The sequence below is a fragment of the Streptomyces sp. NPDC016562 genome (assembly GCF_043076955.1).
Lineage (GTDB): Bacteria > Actinomycetota > Actinomycetes > Streptomycetales > Streptomycetaceae > Streptomyces.
The window spans coordinates 63593-83506 of record NZ_JBIBRZ010000011.1 but is presented as its reverse complement, the minus strand read 5'-3'; the positions used below and the strand labels follow the sequence as shown (position 1 = coordinate 83506).

General features: G+C 70.8%; 21 protein-coding genes and 1 pseudogene. 7 read left to right on the top strand and 15 right to left on the bottom strand.

Annotation, left to right across the window (positions count from 1 at the left end; all coding sequences use genetic code 11):
* Nucleotides 1-82 precede the first annotated feature (82 nt).
* The 5 genes from rlmB to ACF059_RS31810 form a co-directional block, all read right to left on the bottom strand.
* Nucleotides 83-1054: a 23S rRNA (guanosine(2251)-2'-O)-methyltransferase RlmB gene (gene rlmB, locus ACF059_RS31830; RefSeq protein WP_360894180.1), complete on the bottom strand. Its 972-nt coding sequence runs from the start codon at nt 1052-1054 to the stop codon at nt 83-85.
* A gap of 95 nt (nt 1055-1149) precedes the next feature.
* Nucleotides 1150-2550, bottom strand: a complete 1401-nt coding sequence (gene cysS, locus ACF059_RS31825; RefSeq protein WP_366868388.1) for a cysteine--tRNA ligase — start codon at nt 2548-2550, stop codon at nt 1150-1152.
* Nucleotides 2551-2644: 94 nt separating this feature from the next.
* Nucleotides 2645-3190 (bottom strand): 2-C-methyl-D-erythritol 2,4-cyclodiphosphate synthase, encoded by a 546-nt coding sequence (gene ispF / locus ACF059_RS31820; RefSeq protein WP_392064136.1) that lies wholly within the window; start codon nt 3188-3190, stop codon nt 2645-2647.
* The gene (gene ispD, locus ACF059_RS31815) at nt 3180-3926 is read right to left on the bottom strand and encodes a 2-C-methyl-D-erythritol 4-phosphate cytidylyltransferase (protein ID WP_392064133.1); all 747 of its coding nucleotides are present in this window, start codon (nt 3924-3926) and stop codon (nt 3180-3182) included. Before ispD ends, ispF begins: the two co-directional genes overlap by 11 nt.
* 268 nt (nt 3927-4194) lie before the next feature.
* Nucleotides 4195-4677: a CarD family transcriptional regulator gene (locus ACF059_RS31810; protein ID WP_003953493.1), complete on the bottom strand. Its 483-nt coding sequence runs from the start codon at nt 4675-4677 to the stop codon at nt 4195-4197.
* 623 nt (nt 4678-5300) lie between these two features.
* Between ACF059_RS31810 and ACF059_RS31805 the strand changes: the two genes are divergently transcribed.
* Nucleotides 5301-6002: a DUF461 domain-containing protein gene (locus ACF059_RS31805; RefSeq protein WP_392064130.1), complete on the top strand. Its 702-nt coding sequence runs from the start codon at nt 5301-5303 to the stop codon at nt 6000-6002.
* A gap of 122 nt (nt 6003-6124) precedes the next feature.
* On the opposite strand, the gene ACF059_RS31800 is transcribed toward ACF059_RS31805, so the two are convergent.
* Together ACF059_RS31800 and ACF059_RS31795 are read right to left on the bottom strand one after the other, a co-directional pair.
* Nucleotides 6125-6805: a response regulator transcription factor gene (locus ACF059_RS31800; RefSeq protein WP_030387286.1), complete on the bottom strand. Its 681-nt coding sequence runs from the start codon at nt 6803-6805 to the stop codon at nt 6125-6127.
* 88 nt (nt 6806-6893) lie between these two features.
* Nucleotides 6894-8042: pseudogene (locus ACF059_RS31795) on the bottom strand (sensor histidine kinase); the annotation flags it as partial.
* A 220-nt stretch (nt 8043-8262) separates the two neighbouring features.
* Between ACF059_RS31795 and phoU the strand changes: the two are divergent.
* Together phoU and ACF059_RS31785 are read left to right on the top strand one after the other, a co-directional pair.
* Nucleotides 8263-8940, top strand: a complete 678-nt coding sequence (phoU, locus tag ACF059_RS31790; RefSeq protein ID WP_360894197.1) for a phosphate signaling complex protein PhoU — start codon at nt 8263-8265, stop codon at nt 8938-8940.
* Between the two features lie 188 nt (nt 8941-9128).
* Nucleotides 9129-9278: a hypothetical protein gene (locus ACF059_RS31785; RefSeq protein WP_361944336.1), complete on the top strand. Its 150-nt coding sequence runs from the start codon at nt 9129-9131 to the stop codon at nt 9276-9278.
* A 90-nt stretch (nt 9279-9368) separates the two neighbouring features.
* On the opposite strand, the gene ACF059_RS31780 is transcribed toward ACF059_RS31785, so the two are convergent.
* Nucleotides 9369-9929, bottom strand: a complete 561-nt coding sequence (locus ACF059_RS31780; RefSeq protein WP_360894203.1) for a TetR/AcrR family transcriptional regulator — start codon at nt 9927-9929, stop codon at nt 9369-9371.
* Nucleotides 9930-10026: 97 nt separating this feature from the next.
* Here ACF059_RS31780 and ACF059_RS31775 point away from each other — a divergent pair, with 97 nt between their 5' ends.
* Nucleotides 10027-10623 (top strand): DUF2867 domain-containing protein, encoded by a 597-nt coding sequence (locus ACF059_RS31775; RefSeq protein WP_392064125.1) that lies wholly within the window; start codon nt 10027-10029, stop codon nt 10621-10623.
* A 36-nt stretch (nt 10624-10659) separates the two neighbouring features.
* Here ACF059_RS31775 and ACF059_RS31770 read toward each other — a convergent pair whose 3' ends face one another.
* The 3 genes from ACF059_RS31770 to ACF059_RS31760 form a co-directional block, all read right to left on the bottom strand.
* Nucleotides 10660-11073, bottom strand: coding sequence for a hypothetical protein (locus ACF059_RS31770; RefSeq protein ID WP_392064123.1), 414 nt, complete (start codon nt 11071-11073; stop codon nt 10660-10662).
* 233 nt (nt 11074-11306) lie between these two features.
* Nucleotides 11307-11660: a hypothetical protein gene (locus ACF059_RS31765; RefSeq protein WP_392064120.1), complete on the bottom strand. Its 354-nt coding sequence runs from the start codon at nt 11658-11660 to the stop codon at nt 11307-11309.
* Nucleotides 11661-11841: 181 nt separating this feature from the next.
* Nucleotides 11842-12660, bottom strand: a complete 819-nt coding sequence (locus tag ACF059_RS31760; RefSeq protein ID WP_392064118.1) for an arylamine N-acetyltransferase — start codon at nt 12658-12660, stop codon at nt 11842-11844.
* 162 nt (nt 12661-12822) lie between these two features.
* Here ACF059_RS31760 and ACF059_RS31755 point away from each other — a divergent pair, with 162 nt between their 5' ends.
* Nucleotides 12823-13050, top strand: coding sequence for a hypothetical protein (locus ACF059_RS31755; protein WP_392064115.1), 228 nt, complete (start codon nt 12823-12825; stop codon nt 13048-13050).
* A 185-nt stretch (nt 13051-13235) separates the two neighbouring features.
* Here ACF059_RS31755 and ACF059_RS31750 read toward each other — a convergent pair whose 3' ends face one another.
* Entirely contained in the window at nt 13236-13568 is a 333-nt protein-coding gene (locus tag ACF059_RS31750) for a GIY-YIG nuclease family protein (RefSeq protein ID WP_392064112.1), read from the bottom strand.
* Between the two features lie 984 nt (nt 13569-14552).
* On the opposite strand from ACF059_RS31750, the gene ACF059_RS31745 reads away from it, so the two are divergent.
* A complete protein-coding gene (locus tag ACF059_RS31745; protein ID WP_392064110.1) occupies nt 14553-15347 on the top strand; it encodes a hypothetical protein in 795 nt (264 codons plus the stop codon).
* 222 nt (nt 15348-15569) lie between these two features.
* On the opposite strand, the gene ACF059_RS31740 is transcribed toward ACF059_RS31745, so the two are convergent.
* Nucleotides 15570-16328, bottom strand: coding sequence for a phosphoglyceromutase (locus tag ACF059_RS31740; protein WP_392064107.1), 759 nt, complete (start codon nt 16326-16328; stop codon nt 15570-15572).
* Between the two features lie 165 nt (nt 16329-16493).
* Here ACF059_RS31740 and ACF059_RS31735 point away from each other — a divergent pair, with 165 nt between their 5' ends.
* Nucleotides 16494-17774 carry an MDR family MFS transporter gene (locus tag ACF059_RS31735; protein ID WP_392064105.1) on the top strand — a complete coding sequence of 427 codons (1281 nt, stop codon included), beginning with the start codon at nt 16494-16496 and terminating at the stop codon, nt 17772-17774.
* A 63-nt stretch (nt 17775-17837) separates the two neighbouring features.
* Here ACF059_RS31735 and ACF059_RS31730 read toward each other — a convergent pair whose 3' ends face one another.
* Together ACF059_RS31730 and mshA are read right to left on the bottom strand one after the other, a co-directional pair.
* Nucleotides 17838-18338: a YbjN domain-containing protein gene (locus ACF059_RS31730; RefSeq protein ID WP_392064103.1), complete on the bottom strand. Its 501-nt coding sequence runs from the start codon at nt 18336-18338 to the stop codon at nt 17838-17840.
* Nucleotides 18331-19701, bottom strand: a complete 1371-nt coding sequence (gene mshA / locus ACF059_RS31725; protein WP_361944312.1) for a D-inositol-3-phosphate glycosyltransferase — start codon at nt 19699-19701, stop codon at nt 18331-18333. Before mshA ends, ACF059_RS31730 begins: the two co-directional genes overlap by 8 nt.
* Nucleotides 19702-19914: the final 213 nt, after the last annotated feature.

Below are 19914 nucleotides of genomic sequence, written 5' to 3'. Positions count from 1 at the left end.
GATCAAGCCACCCCGCCCGAAACGGGCGGGGTGACACGCTCACGGGTCACTGTCCGTGAGCCAAGTGGATCAGTGGTCGGGCTCAGACGCGACCGCGGTCCGCGCGGCGGCGGGCCGCCTCGTAGAGCACGACGCCCGCGGCGACACCGGCGTTGAGCGACTCGGCGCCGCCCGGCATCGGGATGCGCACGAGGTAGTCGCAGTTCTCGCCGACGAGACGGCCCAGGCCCTTGCCCTCGGAACCGACGACGATGACGACCGGGCCGCCGAGCGCGTCCAGGTCGCTGACCGTGTGCGTGCCCTCGGCGGCGAGGCCGACGATCGTGATGCCGGCCTTCTTGTAGTCCTGGAGGGCGCGGGTCAGGTTGGTCACGCGGGAGACGGGCGTGCGGGCGGCGGTGCCGGCCGAGGTCTTCCAGGCACCGGCGGTCATGCCGGCGGCGCGGCGCTCGGGGATGACCACGCCGTGGCCGCCGAAGGCGGAGACGGAGCGGACGATCGCGCCGAGGTTGCGCGGGTCGGTGACGCCGTCGAGGGCGACGATCAGCGGGTCGTCGCCGTCGTCGTACGCGGCCGCGGTGAGGTCCTCCGGGTGCGCGTACTCGTACGGCGGGACCTGCAGGACCAGGCCCTGGTGGTTGAGCCCGTTGGTCATGCGGTCGAGCTCGGGGCGCGGGGCTTCCATCAGGTTGATGTTGCCGCGCTCGCCCGCGAGCTGGAGGGCCTCGCGGACGCGCTCGTCGTTGTCGATGAACTGCTGGACGTACAGCGTGGTGGCCGGGACCCCGTCGCGCAGCGCCTCGAAGACCGGGTTGCGGCCGACGACCATCTCGCTGGTGCCCTTGGGACCGCCGCGGCGCGGGGCGGGGCGGCGCTTGGCCGCCTGGCGGGCCATCGCGTTGCTGATGCGGTTCGCCTTGTGCTTCTTGCGGTCCTCGGCCTTGGGCGTGGGGCCCTTGCCTTCCAGGCCCTTGCGCCGCTGGCCACCGCTGCCGACCGTCGCGCCCTTCTTGTTGGACGTGCGACGGTTCCTGCGCTGGCTGTTCCCGGCCATGACTTCTACCTGTTTTCTTTGATGCTGCGATATGTACGTATGAAGAGTGTGCGGCCCGGAGCGCCGGGCAGCACACCAAGCTCAGCTACCCGGGCTCAGCGGGGGCCCAGGGTCCAGCGCGGTCCGGTCGGGCCGTCCTCGATGACCAGCCCGGACTGCTGGAGCTGGTCGCGGATGGCGTCGGCGGTCGCCCAGTCCTTGCGGGCCCGGGCGGACTCGCGCTGTTCCAGGACGAGACGCACCAGGGTGTCGACCGCGCCGTGCAGGTCCTGTTCCCGGTCGGCCTCGCCGGCCCAGTGGGGGTCGAGGGGGTCGAGGCCGAGGACGCCCAGCATGGCCCGGACCTCGGACAGGCGGGCGATGGCCGCGTCCTTGTCGTCGGCGGCGAGCGCGCTGTTGCCCTGGCGGACGGTGGTGTGGACGATCGCGAGCGCCTGGGGCACCCCGAGGTCGTCGTCCATGGCCTCGGCGAAGGCGGGCGGGACCTCGGAGGCCGGCTCGACGGGCTTGCCGGCCTTCTCGACGACGCGCTGGCAGAAGCCCTCGATGCGGGCGAAGGCGGACTCCGCCTCGCGCAGGGCCTCCTCGCTGTACTCGATCATCGACCGGTAGTGCGGGGTGCCGAGGTAGTAGCGCAGGACGATCGGGCGCCACTGCTTGACCATCTCGGAGACGAGCACCGAGTTGCCCAGCGACTTGGACATCTTCTCGCCGGACATGGTGACCCAGGCGTTGTGGACCCAGTACTTGGCGAACTCGTCGCCGAAGGCCTGGGCCTGCACGATCTCGTTCTCGTGGTGCGGGAAGATCAGGTCCAGCCCGCCGCCGTGGATGTCGAAGGCGCTGCCCAGGTACTTGTGCGCCATCGCGGAGCACTCCAGGTGCCAGCCGGGACGGCCGCGGCCCCACGGGGTCTCCCAGTCCGGCTCGCCGGGCTTGGACGCCTTCCACATGGCGAAGTCGCGCGGGTCGCGCTTGCCGGTGATGCCCTCCTCGGCGGGCTGGCGCAGGTCGTCGATGTCCTGGTTGGACAGCGCCAGGTAGCCGGGGAAGGAACGCACGTCGAAGTAGACGCTGCCGTCCGCCTCGTACGCGTGACCGCGCTCGATGAGGACGCGCATCATCTCGATCATCTCGGGCACGTGGCCGGTGGCGCGCGGCTCGTACGTGGGCGGGAGGCAGCCCAGCGCGTTGTAGCCGTCGTTGAAGGCGCGCTCGTTCTCGTAGCCGATGGACCACCAGGGGCGGCCCTGCTCGGCGCCCTTCTTGATGATCTTGTCGTCGATGTCGGTGACGTTGCGGATGAAGGTGACGTCGAGGCCGCGGTAGGTGAACCAGCGGCGCATGATGTCGAAGTTCAGGTAGGACCTGACGTGCCCGATGTGCGGGGCCGCCTGCACCGTGGCGCCACACAGGTAGATCGAGACGCAGCCCGCGGTGAGCGGGGTGAAGTCACGGATCTGCCGGGCGCTGGTGTCGTACAGGCGAATAGTCACGGCATCCAGGGTAGTGCGCGTATAGCAGTGCCCCGCGACCCTTTGGGGCCGCGGGGCCCCTTTGTTGCCGAAGAGGTGCCGTCGCGGAGGGTATTCAGGCCCGGTTCGTCCGGTAGACGAGGGCCGTGGCGATGGCGGCGAGGCCCTCGGCGCGGCCGGTGAGGCCGAGTCCGTCGGTGGTGGTGCCCGAGACGGAGACGGGGGCGCCCGCGGCCGCCGCGAGCGCCTTCTGTGCCTCTTCGCGCCGCTTGCCGATCTTCGGGCGCACGCCGATCACCTGGATGGCGATGTTGCCGATCTCGAAGCCCTCGGCGCGGACGATGCGGGCGGCCTCCGCCAGAAGGGTGACGCCGGCGGCGCCGGACCACTCGGGGCGGGAGGTGCCGAAGTGCGCGCCGAGGTCGCCGACTCCGGCGGCGGAGAAGAGGGCGTCGCAGGCGGCGTGCGCGGCGACGTCGCCGTCCGAGTGTCCGGCGAGGCCGTCCTCGCCCTCCCACAGCAGACCGGCACACCACAGCTCGCGGCCGGCCTCGAAGGCGTGGACGTCGGTGCCGATACCGACCTGCGGCAGCAGAGGGGCTACGGGCGGGGTGGCGGGGCTCGCGCCCCGGTCCGGCGAACCTGCGGGGCTAGTAGGCATCGGTGGCCCTCCTGCGGGCGAGTACGGCCTCGGCGAGGACCAGGTCGAGCGGGCGGGTGACCTTGAAGGCCTCTTCGTGGCCGGGGATCACGACGACGGGCACGCCGAACCGTTCCACCATGCCGGCGTCGTCGGTGGCGCCCTCGCCGTCGACGGCGATCGCGGCGTGCGCCCGCCGGAGGGTGGCGAGGTCGAAGCCCTGCGGGGTCTGCACGGCGCGCAGCCGGGCCCGCTCGGGCGTGGCGACGACCGGCTCGGGCTCGCCGGGCTTGCCGGGCTCGACCTCCTTGACGGTGTCGGCCAGGGGCAGCGCGGGCACCACGGCGGCGGCTCCGTCCCGTACCGCCTCGACGACCGCGTCCACGGTGTCGACGGGGACGAGCGGGCGGGCCGCGTCGTGGATGAGTACGGAGGTGACGTCCTGCGGCAGCGCGTCCAGGCCCGCGCGCACGGACTCCTGGCGGGTCTCCCCGCCGGGCACGACGAGGATCTCGGTCCGCTCGGGCAGCGCGTGCTCGGCCAGCAGGAGGCGCACCTCGGCGGCTTCGGCGGGCGGCGCGACGACCACGACGAGGGAGACGGCGCGGGAGCGGGCCATCGCCCGCACGGCGTGGACGAGCATCGGGGTGCCGCCGAGGGCCCGCAGGGCCTTGGGGGCACCGGGGCCCAGGCGTACCCCGCGGCCGGCGGCCGGGATCACCGCGGCGGTGCGGGGGGTGGGCGTTGCGTCAGACATCAGTAGCTCCGAGCCAGGTTTGTGACTTCGGCCGACATGGGTATGGCCTGAAGGGTGCCGGGTGCGACGCCCTCGCCCCTTCCGTGACGACCGGTCGAGCAGGCTGCCCCGGACCCGGCACGCCAGTCACGCCATGGGGATGGCGTGATCAAAGAAGTAGATCAAAAGGTATGGGTACAGACATGCCGCAGCGCCCGGCAACAGGCCTCTCGTGGAGGAGAGACCTTGTCATCGGGCACCGCGGCACAACTGTGTACGGGGCTTCGCGTCAGGACGCGAGAACCTCGTCGAGGAGGGCCTCGGCCTTGTCCTCGTTCGTGTTCTCAGCGAGCGCGAGCTCGCTGACCAAGATCTGGCGCGCCTTCGCGAGCATGCGCTTCTCACCCGCGGAAAGACCGCGCTCGCGCTCACGACGCCACAGGTCACGCACCACTTCGGCGACCTTGATGACATCGCCAGAAGCGAGCTTTTCCAGATTTGCCTTGTAGCGCCGGGACCAGTTCGTCGGCTCTTCGGCATACGGTGCACGAAGCACCTCGAAGACCCGGTCCAGCCCGTCCTGGCCGACTACGTCGCGAACGCCGACGAACTCCGCATTGTCCGCAGGCACACGAACCGTCAGGTCGCCCTGGGCGACCTTGAGCACCAAGTAGGTCTTGTCCACGCCTTTGATCTGGCGAGTCTCAATGGCCTCGATCAGCGCGGCCCCGTGATGGGGATAGACCACGGTGTCGCCAACCTTGAACGTCATGTGACAGGTACCCCTTCCGTGGCTATCCAGGGTAACACGAGAACTGACCGTTATGAATGGCGTTTTCGCAGGTCAGGGCACATCTCGGGGCTTGACAACAGCAACAGGAACGTGCTGCGGAGGGCTCTCGGAAGGGGGTATTCGCAGGTCGGGGGCGCTGCGCGGACCGGGCGAAAGGGCCACGCTACACCTGCCCGGCACCCCCATCAGTGTGACGTACGTCCCGTTTTGCCGGTTTCGGAGTCGGGAAACCGAACTACTCCGTTCGACTGGCGGAGCCCACAGCGACCGGGTTCCGGCCCAATCCTCGAATTGATCACGAAGTGGCGTTCGAGGGAATCCGGAAATTGATCACGCGGTGGCCGACGCACGATATGCGCGAGCCACATGATCGGCGAGGTGAACGAGGGGCGGGCGCCGCGGTGAACGACAAGGCGACGGCCGGCGGAATGCAAGATCGTGGGACGCCCCCAGGGTGAGGGCCGCGCTGCGGAGGGTCGGGTGCGGGGGCGGGGCGGCGGCTCGGTAACCTAAGCGCGCTGACACACCCTTAGAGCGGCTTTACCTCGGCCGTTCCGAGTGCCCACCCTCCCCTTCCGTTCGTCCAAGGAGTTGCCGCCGCCGTGAGCCGCAGCCTTCGACGCGGCGCCCTCGCCGCCACCGCCGTCGTGTTCTCGATCGCCTCGCTGGCCGCATGCGGTGCGGGCAACGACGCGCAGACCCTCCAGATCAAGCCGGACAACGCCGCCGTCACCAAGGGCGAGATCAAGATCCAGAACGCGCTGGTCATCACCCAGGGCGAGAAGGACAAGAAGGGCCCCGCGACGGTCTCGGCGACGGTCTTCAACTCGGGCACCAAGGCGCAGACCCTTGACGGCATCACCCTGGCGGGTGGCAAGGGCAAGGTCGTGCTGAAGGCCGCCGAGGGCGCCGGCAAGGTCACCGTGCCGGCCGGCGGCACCCTGGTGCTGGGCGGCGCGGGCAACGCCTCCGCCGTCATCGAGGACGGCGCCGAGGCCGCCAAGAACGGTGACGTGCAGAAGGTCGTCTTCCAGCTGAGCAGCACGGGCGGTGTCGAGCTGGACGCCTTCGTGGTCCCGGGCACGGGCATGTACGCGGGCTTCGGCCCGTCCGCGGCCCCGGCCGCCGGCTCCACCCCCTCCGGCAGCCCCTCGGGCACGCCGTCCGGCTCCCCCGCCGGCTCCCCGTCGGGCTCCCCGTCGGGCGCGGCCACCGGTGCGGCCTCGGGCAGCCCGTCCGGGTCCCCCTCGGGCAGCGCGGCCGCCTCCCCGTCGGGCTCCGCCTCGCACGCCGCGGGCCACTGACGCAGGCCGCACGGGGCGCCGTGGCGTCGTAGCGCCCCGTACGCACACGGGAAGTAAGGGAAGGGCCCCGGCCGCATCAGCGGCCGGGGCCCTTCCCGTATGCGGACGGCTGGCCGTCGGGCCTACGGCTCGAACTTGTAGCCCAGGCCCCGGACCGTGACCAGGTAGCGCGGCGCGCCCGGGTCCGGCTCGATCTTGGCGCGCAGGCGCTTGACGTGGACGTCGAGGGTCTTGGTGTCACCGACGTAGTCGGCGCCCCAGACCCGGTCGATGAGCTGCATGCGGGTCAGCACGCGGCCCGCGTTGCGCAGCAGCATCTCCAGCAGGTCGAACTCCTTCAGCGGGAGGTCCACCTTGCCGCCGGCGACGGTGACCACGTGCCGGTCGACGTCCATCCGTACGGGGCCGGCCTCCAGCGCGGCCGGGGTGACCTCCTCCGGCTCGCCGCGGCGGCGCAGGACCGCGCGGATGCGGGCGACCAGCTCCCGCGAGGAGAAGGGCTTGGTGACGTAGTCGTCCGCTCCTATCTCCAGCCCGACGACCTTGTCGATCTCGCTGTCCTTGGCGGTCACCATGATCACGGGGACGTTGGAACGGCCGCGCAGCTGCCGGCAGACCTCCGTACCGGGCAGGCCGGGGAGCATCAGGTCGAGGAGGACGAGGTCGGCGCCGTTGCGCTCGAACTCGTCGAGCCCGTCGGGGCCGGTCGCCGCGATCGCGACCTCGAAGCCCTCCTTGCGGAGCATGTAGGACAGGGCGTCGCTGAAGGATTCCTCATCCTCGACGACGAGCACTCGGGTCACGGAAGGACCTCCGGGGCAGGTATGGCTGGGGGCGGGTTCTGGTTCAGGCAGGGGTCGGATGGGTGCGCGGGGCCGCAGCCGGTGCGGCTGCTTCGGGGAGTCGCAGGGTGAACGTGGAACCTTGACCCTCCGAGCTCCAGACCGACACCTCCCCGCCGTGCGAGGCCGCCACGTGCTTCACGATCGCAAGGCCGAGGCCCGTGCCTCCCGTGGCGCGGGAGCGGGCCGGGTCCACGCGGTAGAAGCGCTCGAAGATGCGCTCGCGGTCCTTTTCCGGGATGCCGATGCCCTGGTCGGTCACGGCGATCTCGATCAAGTCTCCCCCCGGCGCCGTCACCCTGCGCCCGGCGATGCCGACGCGGGTGCGGGCGGGGCTGTAGTTGACGGCGTTCTCGACCAGGTTTCCCAGGGCGGCCGCGAGCTGTCCGCGGTTGCCCCAGACCCGCAGGTCGGCGGTGCCTCCCGCGGCCATGGTGATCTGCTTCGAGGAGGCCGTGTGGCGGCAGCGGTCGATGGCCTCGGCCACCAGCGTGTCCACGCGCACGGGCTCGGCGTCCTCCAGCGGGTCGTCGTTCTGGACCCGGGAGAGGTCGATGAGCTCCTGCACGAGGTTGATGAGCCGGGTCGACTCGATCTGCATGCGGCCGGCGAAGCGGCTGACCGCCTCGGGGTCGTCCGCGGCGTCCATGACGGCCTCGGAGAGCAGGGAGATCGCCCCGACCGGGGTCTTGAGCTCGTGCGACACGTTGGCGACGAAGTCGCGGCGTACGGCCTCGATGCGGCGGGCCTCGGTGAGGTCCTCGACCAGGAGGAGCACCAGGCGGGAGCCGAGCGGGGCGACGCGCGCCGAGACGGCGAGGGCCTCGCCGCGGCCGGTGCCGCGCCGGGGCAGGTCCAGCTCGACCTGGCGTATCTCCCCGTCGCGGCGGGTGTCGCGGGCCATGTGGAGCATGGGCTCCACGGCGAGCTTGCCGCCGCGGACCAGCCCGAGGGCGTACGCCGCCGAGCTGGCCTTGACCACCGCGTCGCCCTCGTCCAGTACGACGGCGGAGGAGCGGAGCACGGAGAGGACGGTGTCCACGCCGGGCGGGAGCACCGCATTGATGTCGGGGCGCATGGAGCTCCGGGTGGGGCGGGCCTGGTCGCGCTCGCTCCAGCGGAACGCCAGCATGGCGATGACGCCGGTACACAGACCGGCGATCGCTGCAGCTGCGGCGACCGCCGCGTTCACGTCCATGGATCCAGGTTAAGCAGGTGGGAGGACACTTCCACAGCCGTTCGGGTGGCACCTCGAACAGTCGTCGCCCAGAGTTCACCCTGGGGACGGGGTTGATTCACTTGCGGTGCCGGAGTCGGACGCGTTCGCGGCTCACCGTGGCACCGTGGGGCCAACGGCCGCCCCGGCCCGCCCCCGGGCAGTACCGCAGTACGTCAAGGCCAAGAGAGGGACACCAGACATGCGCGACGCGTACCACGAGGAACTGGACTCGATCGGAGAAAGCCTGGTCGAGATGGCCCGGCTCGTCGGTTCCGCGATCGGGCGGGCCACGACGTCCATGCTCGACGCCGACCTGAAGCTCGCCGAGAGCGTCATCGCCGCCGACCAGAAGGTCGACGACCTCCAGCACGACCTGGAGGCGCGCGCCATCGCGCTGCTGGCGCGCCAGCAGCCGGTCGCCACCGACCTGCGCATCGTGGTGACCTCGCTGCGGATGAGCGCCGACCTGGAGCGCAGCGGCGACCTGGCCCAGCACGTGGCGAAGCTGGCCCGGCTGCGCTTCCCGGACACGGCGGTGCCGCGGGACCTGCACGCCACCATCCTGGAGATGGGTCAGCTGGCGCAGCGCCTGATGGCGAAGGCCGCGGAGGTCATCATCACGAAGGACGTCGACCTGGCCCTCCAGCTGGAGACGGACGACGACGAGATGGACCAGCTGCACCGCACGCTGTTCCAGCACCTGATGGACGACCGCTGGAAGCACGGCATCGAGACGGCGGTGGACGTGACGCTGCTGGGCCGCTACTACGAGCGCTTCGCGGACCACGCGGTGTCGGTGGCCAAGCGCGTGGTCTACCTGGTGACGGGCGAGCACGCGGACGACCTCCAGCAGCCGACGCAGGTGGAGGGGGCCTGAGGGGCGGGGCGCTGAGGGGCGGCCGTGGTCGGGCGGCCTGGGTGTCGGGCGCGGTCAGGCGGCCGGGGTGTCAGGCGCCCGGCGTCGCGAGCCCCAATGCGCCGTTGACGCGCCGGTGCCGCTGGGCATGAATGAGGCGAGGGCGGTCCGTCGTGCGAAGTCCCGTACGCCGCCTGCGAGGAGGAACCATGCCCGATTCCCCCGTCCCCATCACCCCGGAGCAGGAGCCGCCTTCGCGGCCGGAGCCCCTGCGGCTCCCGCTGCTCGCGGCCTGCGGCTGCGGCTCGGGCTGCGGCTGCGGCTGCCAGTCCGGCGCCCCCTGCCAGTGCGGCGGCTGACTGCCGCCGCCGGCGCCCGCACGAGCAGGGCCCCGTCCGATCACCCTCGGCCGGGGCCCGACGTGCACGCCGCGAACTCCGCGAACTCGGCTACCGCAGCAGCCATTTCGTCGTCAGGTCCATGACCTCCGCGCGGCTGTGACGGCCGTGGTCGGCGGCGATGAAGTAGCCGCCGATCCGCACCGAGAAGGTGAGCAGGCAGCGGACCTCGACGTCGTCCTCGTCGGAACAGATGGCGCGGAACAGCGAACGCAGGTACTCCATGCGCCGGTTGTCGGCGCGGCGCAGCCGCTGCGCCACGGCCTCGTCACGCCGGGCCCACTCTCGGATCGCGAGCTCCGCCGCGGTGCCCTTGACCGCCTCTTCCTCGGCGCCCCCGGCGATCGCGAACAACCGCTCCAGCTTGGCCCTGGCGTCTCCGCCGCCGGTCTCGACCTGGGCGATGACCCCCTCCGTGCCCTCGCGTTCCCAGGTGTCGAGCATCTCGGTGAGCAGCGCACCGCGGTTGGCGAAATAGCCGTAGAAACCGCCCTTGGTCACGCCGAGCGCCTGCGCCAGCGACTCGATCCGGACGGCCTCGGGGCCGCCGGCGGCGAGGGCCCGTAGCCCCTCCTCGATCCACTTGCCGCGTGGCGTGCGGGTCGCGCCCATGCCCTGCCCCTCCTCACGCCCAGCCCCGTGTATACGGAGGCGTATACACGGCTGCTAGGCTCTCCATATACGGCATCGTATAGATAGGGGCTTGCTCATGAGACTCCCCAGCACCGCGCACACCTCCCGTCCCTGGCGCATCCACGAGATCGCCGGCGACTTCCACGTCGAGGACGTATGGGCGCTGCCGACTCCGGGAGGTCCCGACGACCTCGCCCGGCTGGTGGCCCAGTTCGCCGACAGCTCCGAGGCCGTCTCCTCCCCCGTGGCGCGACTGCTGTTCGCGGTCCGCTGGAAGCTCGGGGCCCTGTTCGGCTGGGACAAGGCCGACGGCGGCGCCGGCGCCCGGGTGGCGTCCGTGCGCGACCGGCTGCCCGCGGACCTGCGGGAGGGACCGCGCGGGCCGGACCTCACGGCGGTTCCGTTCACCTCCGTCTACCAGACCCACGACGAGTGGGTGGCCGAGAGCGCCAACCGCACGGTGCAGGTGCTGATGCACGTCGGCTGGGTCCCGGACCCGGCGGCGCCCGGCGGATACCGCGGCCAGATGACCGCCCTCGTCAAGCCGAACGGCCTGCTCGGGGCGGTCTACATGGCGGGCATCAAGCCCTTCCGCTACCTGGGCGTCTACCCGGCACTGCTCCGCTCGATCGGCCGCAGGTGGCGGGAGACCGCCCCCGGGCGCGCGGCCTGACGGCTGCCGGCGCGCCCGGGGTCCCTGTTCGGAGGATCACCTTTCCGGCATCCATCTGACGTGCGGGCCGTTGTCGACCGGCCAGTCGTGGTGCTTCACCCTGTCGTGTTGGTGCGGCCTGACGCACAGCACGTCCCGTTTCCACGTGTCCCGGTCCCAGGTGTCCCGGTCCCAGGTGTCCCGGTCCCACGTGTCCCGCCAGACGGAGCCGGAGCCGTGCTTGCACGTACAGGTCCGGAAGACGTCCCCGCCGGACTCACGGTCCCGGTGGTCGTGCGTGCGGATGCCGGTGACCGAGGGCTGGGTCGAAGGCGCGGACGTCGCGGTCGCCGCGGTCGCCGGCAGCGCGATGGCCCCCGAGATGAAGACGGCCGAGGTCAGGGCCATCCCGAGGCGCGCGATCCGCCGCTTCGACTGGACGTCGGCCGGGGTGGGAAGGTCGTAGGACATGACTGCTCCTTGTGCGTGGTGGCGTCCGTTCTCCTGTCCGGCCCGCCGCGTGTGCGGTGTGGCCGTGCCTCCAGTAGGCGGGACGGCGGCCCGGCCCGTCATGACACGGGAAAACGGGACTTGACCCCCCGGAGCAGATCTGTCAGCAGACGGCGAAAAGCCCCCGATCCGCGGGAAAACCGCAGGCAGGGGGCTGTTTCGAGCACAAGGCCCGTGTCGAGCAGAGGACCTGCTCAGCCGGTCATGCGCCAGGCCGCCTTCGCCGCGGTGTGGTCGTGCCAGAGCCGGACGAGCTGATCGCCCTGCGCCTTCGTGATGACGCCGCTCTCCACCGCCAGCGCCGCCGCGTCGTTCACGGGTACGCGCTGGATCTCCAGCATCGTCTCCACCATCTTGTCCGCGTTCCTCGGTGTGCCCTCGTGGCCGTACTCCAGATCGGACGGCAGGAACGTCTCGACCTTCCCGTCGCTGCTCTCGAAAGCGGCTCGGGTGAGCTCGACCTTCACCCGCTTGATCCCGAGGCTCAACACGACGCCGTGAGAACCGTGCAAGTGGAACGGCCGGTCGCTCGTGGAGTAAACGGTCACCGGATCTCCAGGGACGAGCTCCCTGCCCTGTCGGTCTTTCACCACTGCCTCCCCAACACGAATGGTGATCAAGCCGTCAGGCTAACTGCGGCGGAAGACGGACAGAGCAGACTTGAACGAAAGTGGCCGGAGGCCGTCCCCCGACGTCCGGACCCGCACGGGCTCCGCCCCACCTGGCGGCTCACGGCCGGGGGTGCAGCGGCACGGGCAGCCGGTCGAGGACGATGCCGAACCACGCGCGGTAGGCGGCCCGTACCTCCTCGTCGGTCGCCAGCTCCTCCTCCGTACGGTCGCCGTCCGCGGCGGTGGTGATGAGGGTGCGCTCCCGCAGGGTGATCCGGCCGCCGTCCTCGGTGAGCCGGGAGCAGACCGGACCCCTGGTGAAGCCGGACTCGGGGCTGGTGCGGTGCCACCATGCGCCGGTGAGGAAGTCGGCGAGCGCGCGGGGGCGGGTCTCCAGCCGGTACGCGGGCACGCCGTCGCGCACCACCTCAAGGTCACCCCCGCCACTGTGGCCACCGGCGTGACCGGCGTCCGGGGCCGGCCGTACGAGGAACACCCCGCCGGGATCCTTCTGCTCGCCCGGCTCGTCCAGGTCGAGCGGGTGGACACTGTGGTCGCCGAACCCCACGTCCGCGAGCCAGCGCCCGTCGACGCGCAGCGCCAGGTGGTCGTACGGGACGCCCAGCGCGCCGTCCTTGCCGTACACCCGGGCCTGGAGGAGCTCGACCCGGTGGCCGAGCGCGCCCAGCAACTCCGCGAAGCCCGCGTTCAGTTCGTAGCAGATACCGCCGCGCCCGGCGGTCACGATCTTGTCGAAGACGGCGTTCCGGCTCAGCACGAGATCCTCACCGAGGTGGATCGCCAGGTTCTCGAACGGCACGGCGCGCAGGTGCCGCAGGTGCAGCTCGCGCAGCGAGGCGGCCGTGGGCCGCTCGGGCCGCGCCGCCCCCAGACGACGCAGATAGGCCTCGGTACGGCCGGGGTCGAGAGCTTCCATGACCGCCACTCTGACGCCCCCCACCGACCACCGCCATGCGCCATTGGACCTAGGTCCCGCTCGGACGACCGGCCGCACGCGACGCGACTGCATCCTTCGGCCTACCGCGTTTTCCGCCCTGGTGAGGACGATCCCGCGGCGGGGCCGCGAGAGGCTTGATCCGTGCGAACAACCATCGGGTACACCGTCGAGAGCATCGGCTACGTCGTAGGAGCCCAAGGGCTCGTCAGCTTCGCCTCGCAGGCCTGCTTCGGCACGGAATGGGGCTGGCTGCACAAGCTCGTCGCCCTCCCGTCCCCCGCCTACCTCGGCATCGCCGCGGCGGGCCTGGCGCTCGTCGTCGCCGGCGCACGGACGCGCAAGACGCCCCGCCGCGAGGCGTCCGCCTGACCGGTCGGCCTTGCCCCGTACCGTGGTGCAAGTGCTTGCCTGGGCTCTTGGTGACCAAGGAATCTGCTGGTGAGGAGCGGTGGGCTCCTGCACCTAGTGGTCCTCGTTGGTCGTCATGGCCCCTGTCGAGCGCCTCGGACGGCCCAGGACGGCCCAGCCATCGGCACGTTGCCCTCCCTGTGGGTCTACAGGCTGCTAGGCAACTCACGCGCTCGCTGACGTGCTTGGGCTCGTAGCTCCTTCAACCGACTGTAAAACGCGTTATGGCGGTTCTGGTCAAGGTTCAGCGGGAGGTCCAGTTGGGAGATGAGCTGAGCCTCCAGGTCCCACGGCTCGCTCTGCTCGATCCAAGACACCCGCGCGTTGTCCGCCATCCACTCGCTCAGCTTCGCTTCGCCGACCTTGCCAAAATTCATCCGCTTGCCGCTGCACACGCGGCGCAGCTCAAGTCCGAGCAAACATCCGAGGGTGAGCCGCAGCGTCGAGCCAGCCGCGTTGCCCCGGTAGTGGTAGCGCACCCGCTTACGCAGGTTCTGCGGCTGGTCCGATCCGCCATGTAGCGCGGGGCTATTCCGACGTAGAGCAGACGCCCAGCGTCCAGCTCCGGGTGGGGCGGCTGCTTGAAGTGCCACCCGTAGACCCCTGCCGCCGCTGGGACAGGGGCCGGACGCACCAGAATCTCTTGCGCCGACCACAATCGATCGGGACTGACGAGAGCGGTAGCTTCCACGAAGCCTCCAGACGTGCCGCGACTGATCGCCGCAGGTTACTGGTCGACACCGACTGAGCGCCTCTGGCCTGTGTGGCTCGTGACATCAGCTTGGAAAGCTCGGGTTTCTTGCCGGCGACTGCTGCGTTGACCCGCGGTGGGGTGGCGTTAAGGCCTGGAGCGCACCTGGGGCAAGTCCCCACTGCCCTGCTGCTCCCGCGGGGTTTCCCGCAGAATCTGGCACGCCACCGGCACGGCCTGTCAAGCGGGAGCCGAAGGCGGGCTGTCGGGCGTCGCTGCCCGCCATCCCACCTCGCCCGCTCAAAGCCTCGCCGCCATTGGGCGTTACTCAGTCAGAAACTTCCCCAGGGCGATCCCCAAAGTGGCAACACCGATGAAGGTGGCACCCCCTGCCCCAAGCGACGCGTACGCGGGTGCTCCCACCGTCCACAGAGTGGCCGTGCTCAGCATTGCGACGACGAGCGCACCGAGCATGATGACCGCTGCCCAGAGGCCCCGAAGCGACGAGTCGTGATCGGACAATCTGCATCAATCCCCTCATCAGTGGAATCGCAGCATCCAGGAGGCCGCCCTGCGATGTCCTGCGTGACTGATGACGATGCTGACAGGTGGAAAACAGCAGGTCAAAGTGGGTGAATAACGTTTGCGAAGGAGACACATGCGATAGTGAAGGGGTCGTCTCCCCTTGCACTGCAGTGTCATGCGCTCTTGCTGTAGTCTCCCGACCGCTGTGGCGGAATCTATAGAAGAGCCTTGAACCCCCTGGTACCCCATGTACCCCTGGTACCCCGGCCTCTCCTGCAGGAAGGTAAAAGACGTGTCGCCTAGTGAACGTCGGTCTGAGGCGCTCGGCTACCTGCGGGGGGTGGCGGACAAGGCGAAGAGACGGGGCCACATCCCGTTCCCGCCGGCGTTCGTCATAGCGCCTGAGGGTAAAGGCGGTCCTCCGCCTCTTGCTCGGCTCATCCAAGGCGGGCGTGGGGGCAAGGTGCGCCTCCGGCTTTATCTGTGCATCACCATGATGGCCACGAAAGAGCCCTTCGACCTGCGGAGGCCGCCGGGCCCAAACGGCTGGACGCAGATGCTCGGACTCGACCCCAGGACGGGACCCAGGCGCGTTGCCAGCAACTTGACGTGGCTGGCGGACAACAAGTTCATCGACCTCCAGCCGCAGTGGGGGAGGCCCTCAGCGATCACGCTGATGAGCGCCACCGGCGACGGTGGGGCGTACACGCAGCCCAGAGAGGAAGGCCGGTATGTTGGCATGCCGATCGAGTTCTGGACGAGCGGTTGGCTCCTCCAACTGTCGCCGACGGCAACAGCCCTGCTATTTGCCCTCAGAGACGCCCTCGGAGGGTACTCAGAGCCGCAGTACATCCATACTGCGAAGCGTCAGCGATACGGCCTCTCCTCCGACACGTGGACCAAGGGCCGCAAGGAACTCGAAGCGCAGGGACTGTTGACCGTGAAGCGCGAGCCTCAGGGCGACTTCTACGACTTCACGCGGCTGAGGAACGCCTATCAGCTCGACTTGGAGAAACTGACCGACTCACCCTCCTGGTCGTGACGAGTCGGCATCCCGGGCCACCCGTGCCTAGATGGAGTGCGCGCGGCACTGAGTGCGTCCGTGCACTAGGGGTACTTGGGCTCTGCCCGGCCGCCGACCGTGGAGCCGGAGGCCGGAGCCCGCGCGGCCCCATCGCCCTGACGGCCCGGAGAACGGCCCAGAGGCAGAGAAAAGCCCCCTGCCCACGAAGAAACCGCAGGTAGGGGGCTAATTCGCGAGGGGTTACTTCTTGCCCTGGTTCTTGACGGCCTCGATGGCGGCCGCGGCCGCGGCCGGGTCGAGGTAGGCGCCGCCCGGCTTCAGGGGCTTGAAGTCGGCGTCCAGCTCGTAGACGAGCGGGATGCCGGTCGGGATGTTCAGGCCCGTGATGTCGGCGTCGGAGATGCCGTCCAGGTGCTTGACCAGGCCGCGCAGGGAGTTGCCGTGCGCGGCGACCAGGACCGTGCGGCCCGCGAGGAGGTCCGGGACGATGCCGTCGTACCAGTACGGCAGCATGCGCTCGACGACGTCCTTGAGGCACTCGGTGCGCGGACGCAGCTCGCGCGGGATGGACGCGTAGCGCGGGTCGTCGGACTGCGAGAACTCCGTGCCGTCCTCGAGGACCGGCGGCGGGGTGTCGTAGGAGCGGCGCCACAGCATGAACTGCTCCTCGCCGAACTCGGCGAGGGTCTGCGCCTTGTCCTTGCCCTGGAGGGCGCCGTAGTGGCGCTCGTTCAGGCGCCAGGAGCGGTGCACCGGGATCCAGTGGCGGTCGGCGGCCTCCAGCGCGAGCTGCGCCGTGCGGATGGCGCGCTTCTGGAGGGAGGTGTGCAGAACGTCGGGCAGCAGGCCGGCGTCCTTGAGCAGCTCACCGCCCCGGACCGCCTCCTTCTCGCCCTTCTCGGTGAGGTTGACGTCCACCCAGCCGGTGAACAGGTTCTTCGCGTTCCAGTCGCTCTCGCCGTGGCGGAGGAGGATCAGCTTGTACGGTGCGTCGGCCATGCGTACGAGCCTAATGGACGGGCGGGCGCGCCCGCGCGCGGTGTGGGGGCGGCTGCGCCCGGGCCCGCCGATTGACTGCGCGCGTCAATTGACTGGCGTGGGGGGACCGCCGCTCGTAATGTGCGTGGAGGTCGAGTGACGCTTACACCTCCGGGGGGATTCCTTATGTCCGTTGCGAGCCTGATACGGGCTGCCCGGGAGAGCGTCGCCGGCCTGCCCCGCGCGTTCTGGTGGCTGTGGACGAGCACGCTCGTGAACCGCCTCGGGGCCTTCGTCGCCACCTTCATGACCTTGTACCTGACCGTGGAACGGGGCTACTCCGCCTCCTTCGCCGGCCTCGTCGTCGCGCTCCACGGACTCGGTGGTGTGATCTCCTCCCTGGCCGCCGGGGTGATGACCGACCGGCTCGGGCGCCGGCCCACGCTGCTGGCCGCGCAGGTCTCGACCGCGTTCTCCGTCGCCCTGCTGGGCTTCATGGAGCACCCGGCGGCGATCGCGTCGGTCGCCCTGCTGGTCGGCATGACGTCCAACGCCTCGCGGCCCGCGGTCCAGGCGATGATGGCGGACATCGTCCGCCCCGAGGACCGGGTCCGGGCCTTCGCGCTCAACTACTGGGCGATCAACCTCGGCTTCGCCGTCTCCGCGACCGTCGCCGGGTTCGTGGCCCAGTACAGCTACCTCGCCGGCTTCCTGGGCGAGGCCGCCTTGACGCTCGTCTGCGCGGTGCTCGTGTACGTGAAGCTGCCCGAGTCCCGGCCCGAGAAGGGCGACGCGGCGCAGGTGGCCGCCGAAGCGGAGGTCAGCCTGGGCACGGTGCTGCGCGACGGGCGCTACATGGGGGTGGTCGGGCTGTCGTTCCTGATCGCGCTGATCTTCATGCAGGGCTCGTTCGGCCTGCCGCTGGCGATGGGGTCCGCGGGCTTCTCCACCGGCGACTACGGCCTGGTCATCGCCGTCAACGGGATCCTGATCGTGCTGCTCCAGATCCCCGTCACCCGGTTCATCGAGCACCGCGACCCGCAGAAGCTGCTCGTCCTCTCGGCGCTGCTGGCGGGGTACGGGTTCGGCCTCACGGCCTTCGGCGGCTCCCTCGGGATCCTCACCCTGACCGTCTGCGTCTGGACCCTGGCCGAGATCGTCAACTCGCCGACCCAGATGAGCCTGGTCGTGCGCCTCTCCCCGCTGCACGGACGCGGCCGCTACCAGGGCATGTACACGATGTCGTGGGCCGTGGCCTCGCTGGTCGCCCCGCTGCTGGCGGGCACGGTCATCGACCACTTCGGGGCGGGCTGGCTGTGGGGCACGACCGCTGTCCTGGGCACGGTGGCGGGCGTCGGCTACTGGCTGCTGATGCGGAATCTGGCGCAGGAGCCGGTGGCCGGGCAGGACGCCGGGGCGGCGGCCACCACGGCGGGCGCCCCGCTCCCGGCCGGCGCCGAGGCCTAACGCGCCGCGCGCCGCGCGCCGCGGCGTAATGCCCCGCCCGCCGACGCGTGGCGCGCCGCCCGCTCAGGACGGCTGCGTCAGGTGCTTGAACGCGTCCAGGTTGTACGTCGGTTCGCCGCGCGAGACGCGCCATTCGTACTCGCGGCGGATCGCGCTCGCGAAGCCCAGTTCCAGCAGGGTGTTGAAGGAGCCGTCGGCCGCCTCCAGGACCGTGCCGAGCAGCCGGTCCAGCTCCTGCGGGCTGACGACCGCCAGCGGGAGCCGGGCCGTCAGGTAGATGTCGCCGAGGCGGTCCACGGCGTACGCCATCCCGTACAGCTTGAGGTTGCGCTCCAGCAGCCAGCGGTGGACGGCCGCCTCGTTCTCGTCGGGGTGGCGGATCACGAAGGCGTTGACCGACAGCGAGTGCCGGCCGACCCGCAGCGAGCAGGTGGTGCTCAGCTTGCGGGTGCCGGGGAGCTGGACGACGTAGGAGCCCGGCTCGGGGCTCTCCCAGCTCAGTTCGGCGCCGTCCAGGGCGCTTTCGATGGTCGAGGCGATCTCAGCGGTGTCAGCGTCAGCCATGGTGCGAGCGTACGCGACGGCGATGATCGTGCATGGCGGCCGTGTAGACGTCGGCCGTGCCACTGGCCGCGGTGTCCCAGCCGAAGAACTGCGCGTGCCGCGCGGCCTCGGCGCCCATCCGGTCCGCGAGGCCGGGCTGGTCCACGAAGCGCCGCAGCTCGCGCGCGTAGTCCACGGGGTCGTGCCCGGCTACGAGGATCCCCGTGGTCCCGTCGTTGACCGCGACGGGCAGTCCCCCGACGCGGGCGGCGAGCACGGGCGTGCCGGCGGCCTGGGCCTCTATCGCGACGAGCCCGAAGGACTCGTTGTACGAGGGCATGACCAGCACGGACGCCGCCCGGAACCAGTCCGCGAGCCCGTCCTGCGCGACCGGCGGGTGGAAGTGCACGAGCTCCGCGATGCCCAGCTTCGCGGCGAGCTTCTGCAGGCCCTCCGGCTTGGCGAGACCGCTGCCGCTGGGGCCACCGACGACGGGGACGAAGAGGCGACGGCGCAGCGAGGGGTCCTGCTCGACCATGACGGCGACGGCGCGCAGCAGGATGTCCGGGGCCTTCAGCGGCTGGATCCGCCCGGCGAAGAGCGGGATGACCGCGTCCTGCGGCAGGCCGAGGCGGGCGCGGGCGGCGGCCCGGCCGTCGCCGACCGTGAAGCGGTCGAGGTTCACGCCGGGGTGGACGACGGCGACCTTGGCCGGGTCGGCGTCGTAGTGCCGGACGAGCTCGTCGGCCTCTTCGGCGGTGTTGGCGATGAGCCGGTCGGCGGCGGAGACGATCTGGGTCTCGCCGATGACGCGGGCGGCGGGTTCGGGGGTGTCCCCCTCGGCGAGCGCGGCGTTCTTGACCTTGGCCATGGTGTGCATGGCGTGGACGAGCGGCACGCCCCAGCGTTCGGCGGCGAGCCAGCCCACGTGGCCGGAGAGCCAGTAATGGGAGTGGACGAGGTCGTAGTAGCCCGGGCGGTGGCCGGCCCACGCCTGCATGACGCCGTGGGTGAAGGCGCACAGCTGCGCCGGGAGCTCCTCCTTGGCGAGGCCTTCGTACGGGCCCGCGTCCACGTGCCGTACGAGGACCCCGGGGGCCAGCTCGACCACGGGCGCCAGCCCGCCGGTGGTGGCCCGGGTGAAGATCTCGACCTCGATGTTGATCGCGGCGAGGCGCTTGGCGAGCTCGACGATGTAGACGTTCATCCCGCCGGCGTCGCCGGTGCCGGGCTGGTGCAGCGGGGAGGTGTGCACGCTGAGCATGGCGACGCGGCGCGGCTTGCGGTGGTGGCCGACGGCCGGCAGGCGCAGCCGCGGCGGCTCGTGGCGGGTGGCGCGGGCGGCCGCGAGGCGGCCGCTGAGGCGGGACACGTACTGGCTCAAGGGAGCGGTTCCTCTCGGCTAGGACGGCCGCGCGCACGACGCCCGGACGGCATGACGGCGGGGGCGCGGAAGGCGCCCTGCAAGGAGTGCAACCCGGAAGGCGGTCCCCCGCATTCCGGGGTCCGCGATTTTGCCGGGGGTTTACCGGGGGCTTCCTGGGTCTTCCTGGGGCGCGGCCGGGCGGAGGGCCTCGTACGGGGCTCCGTACGGGGC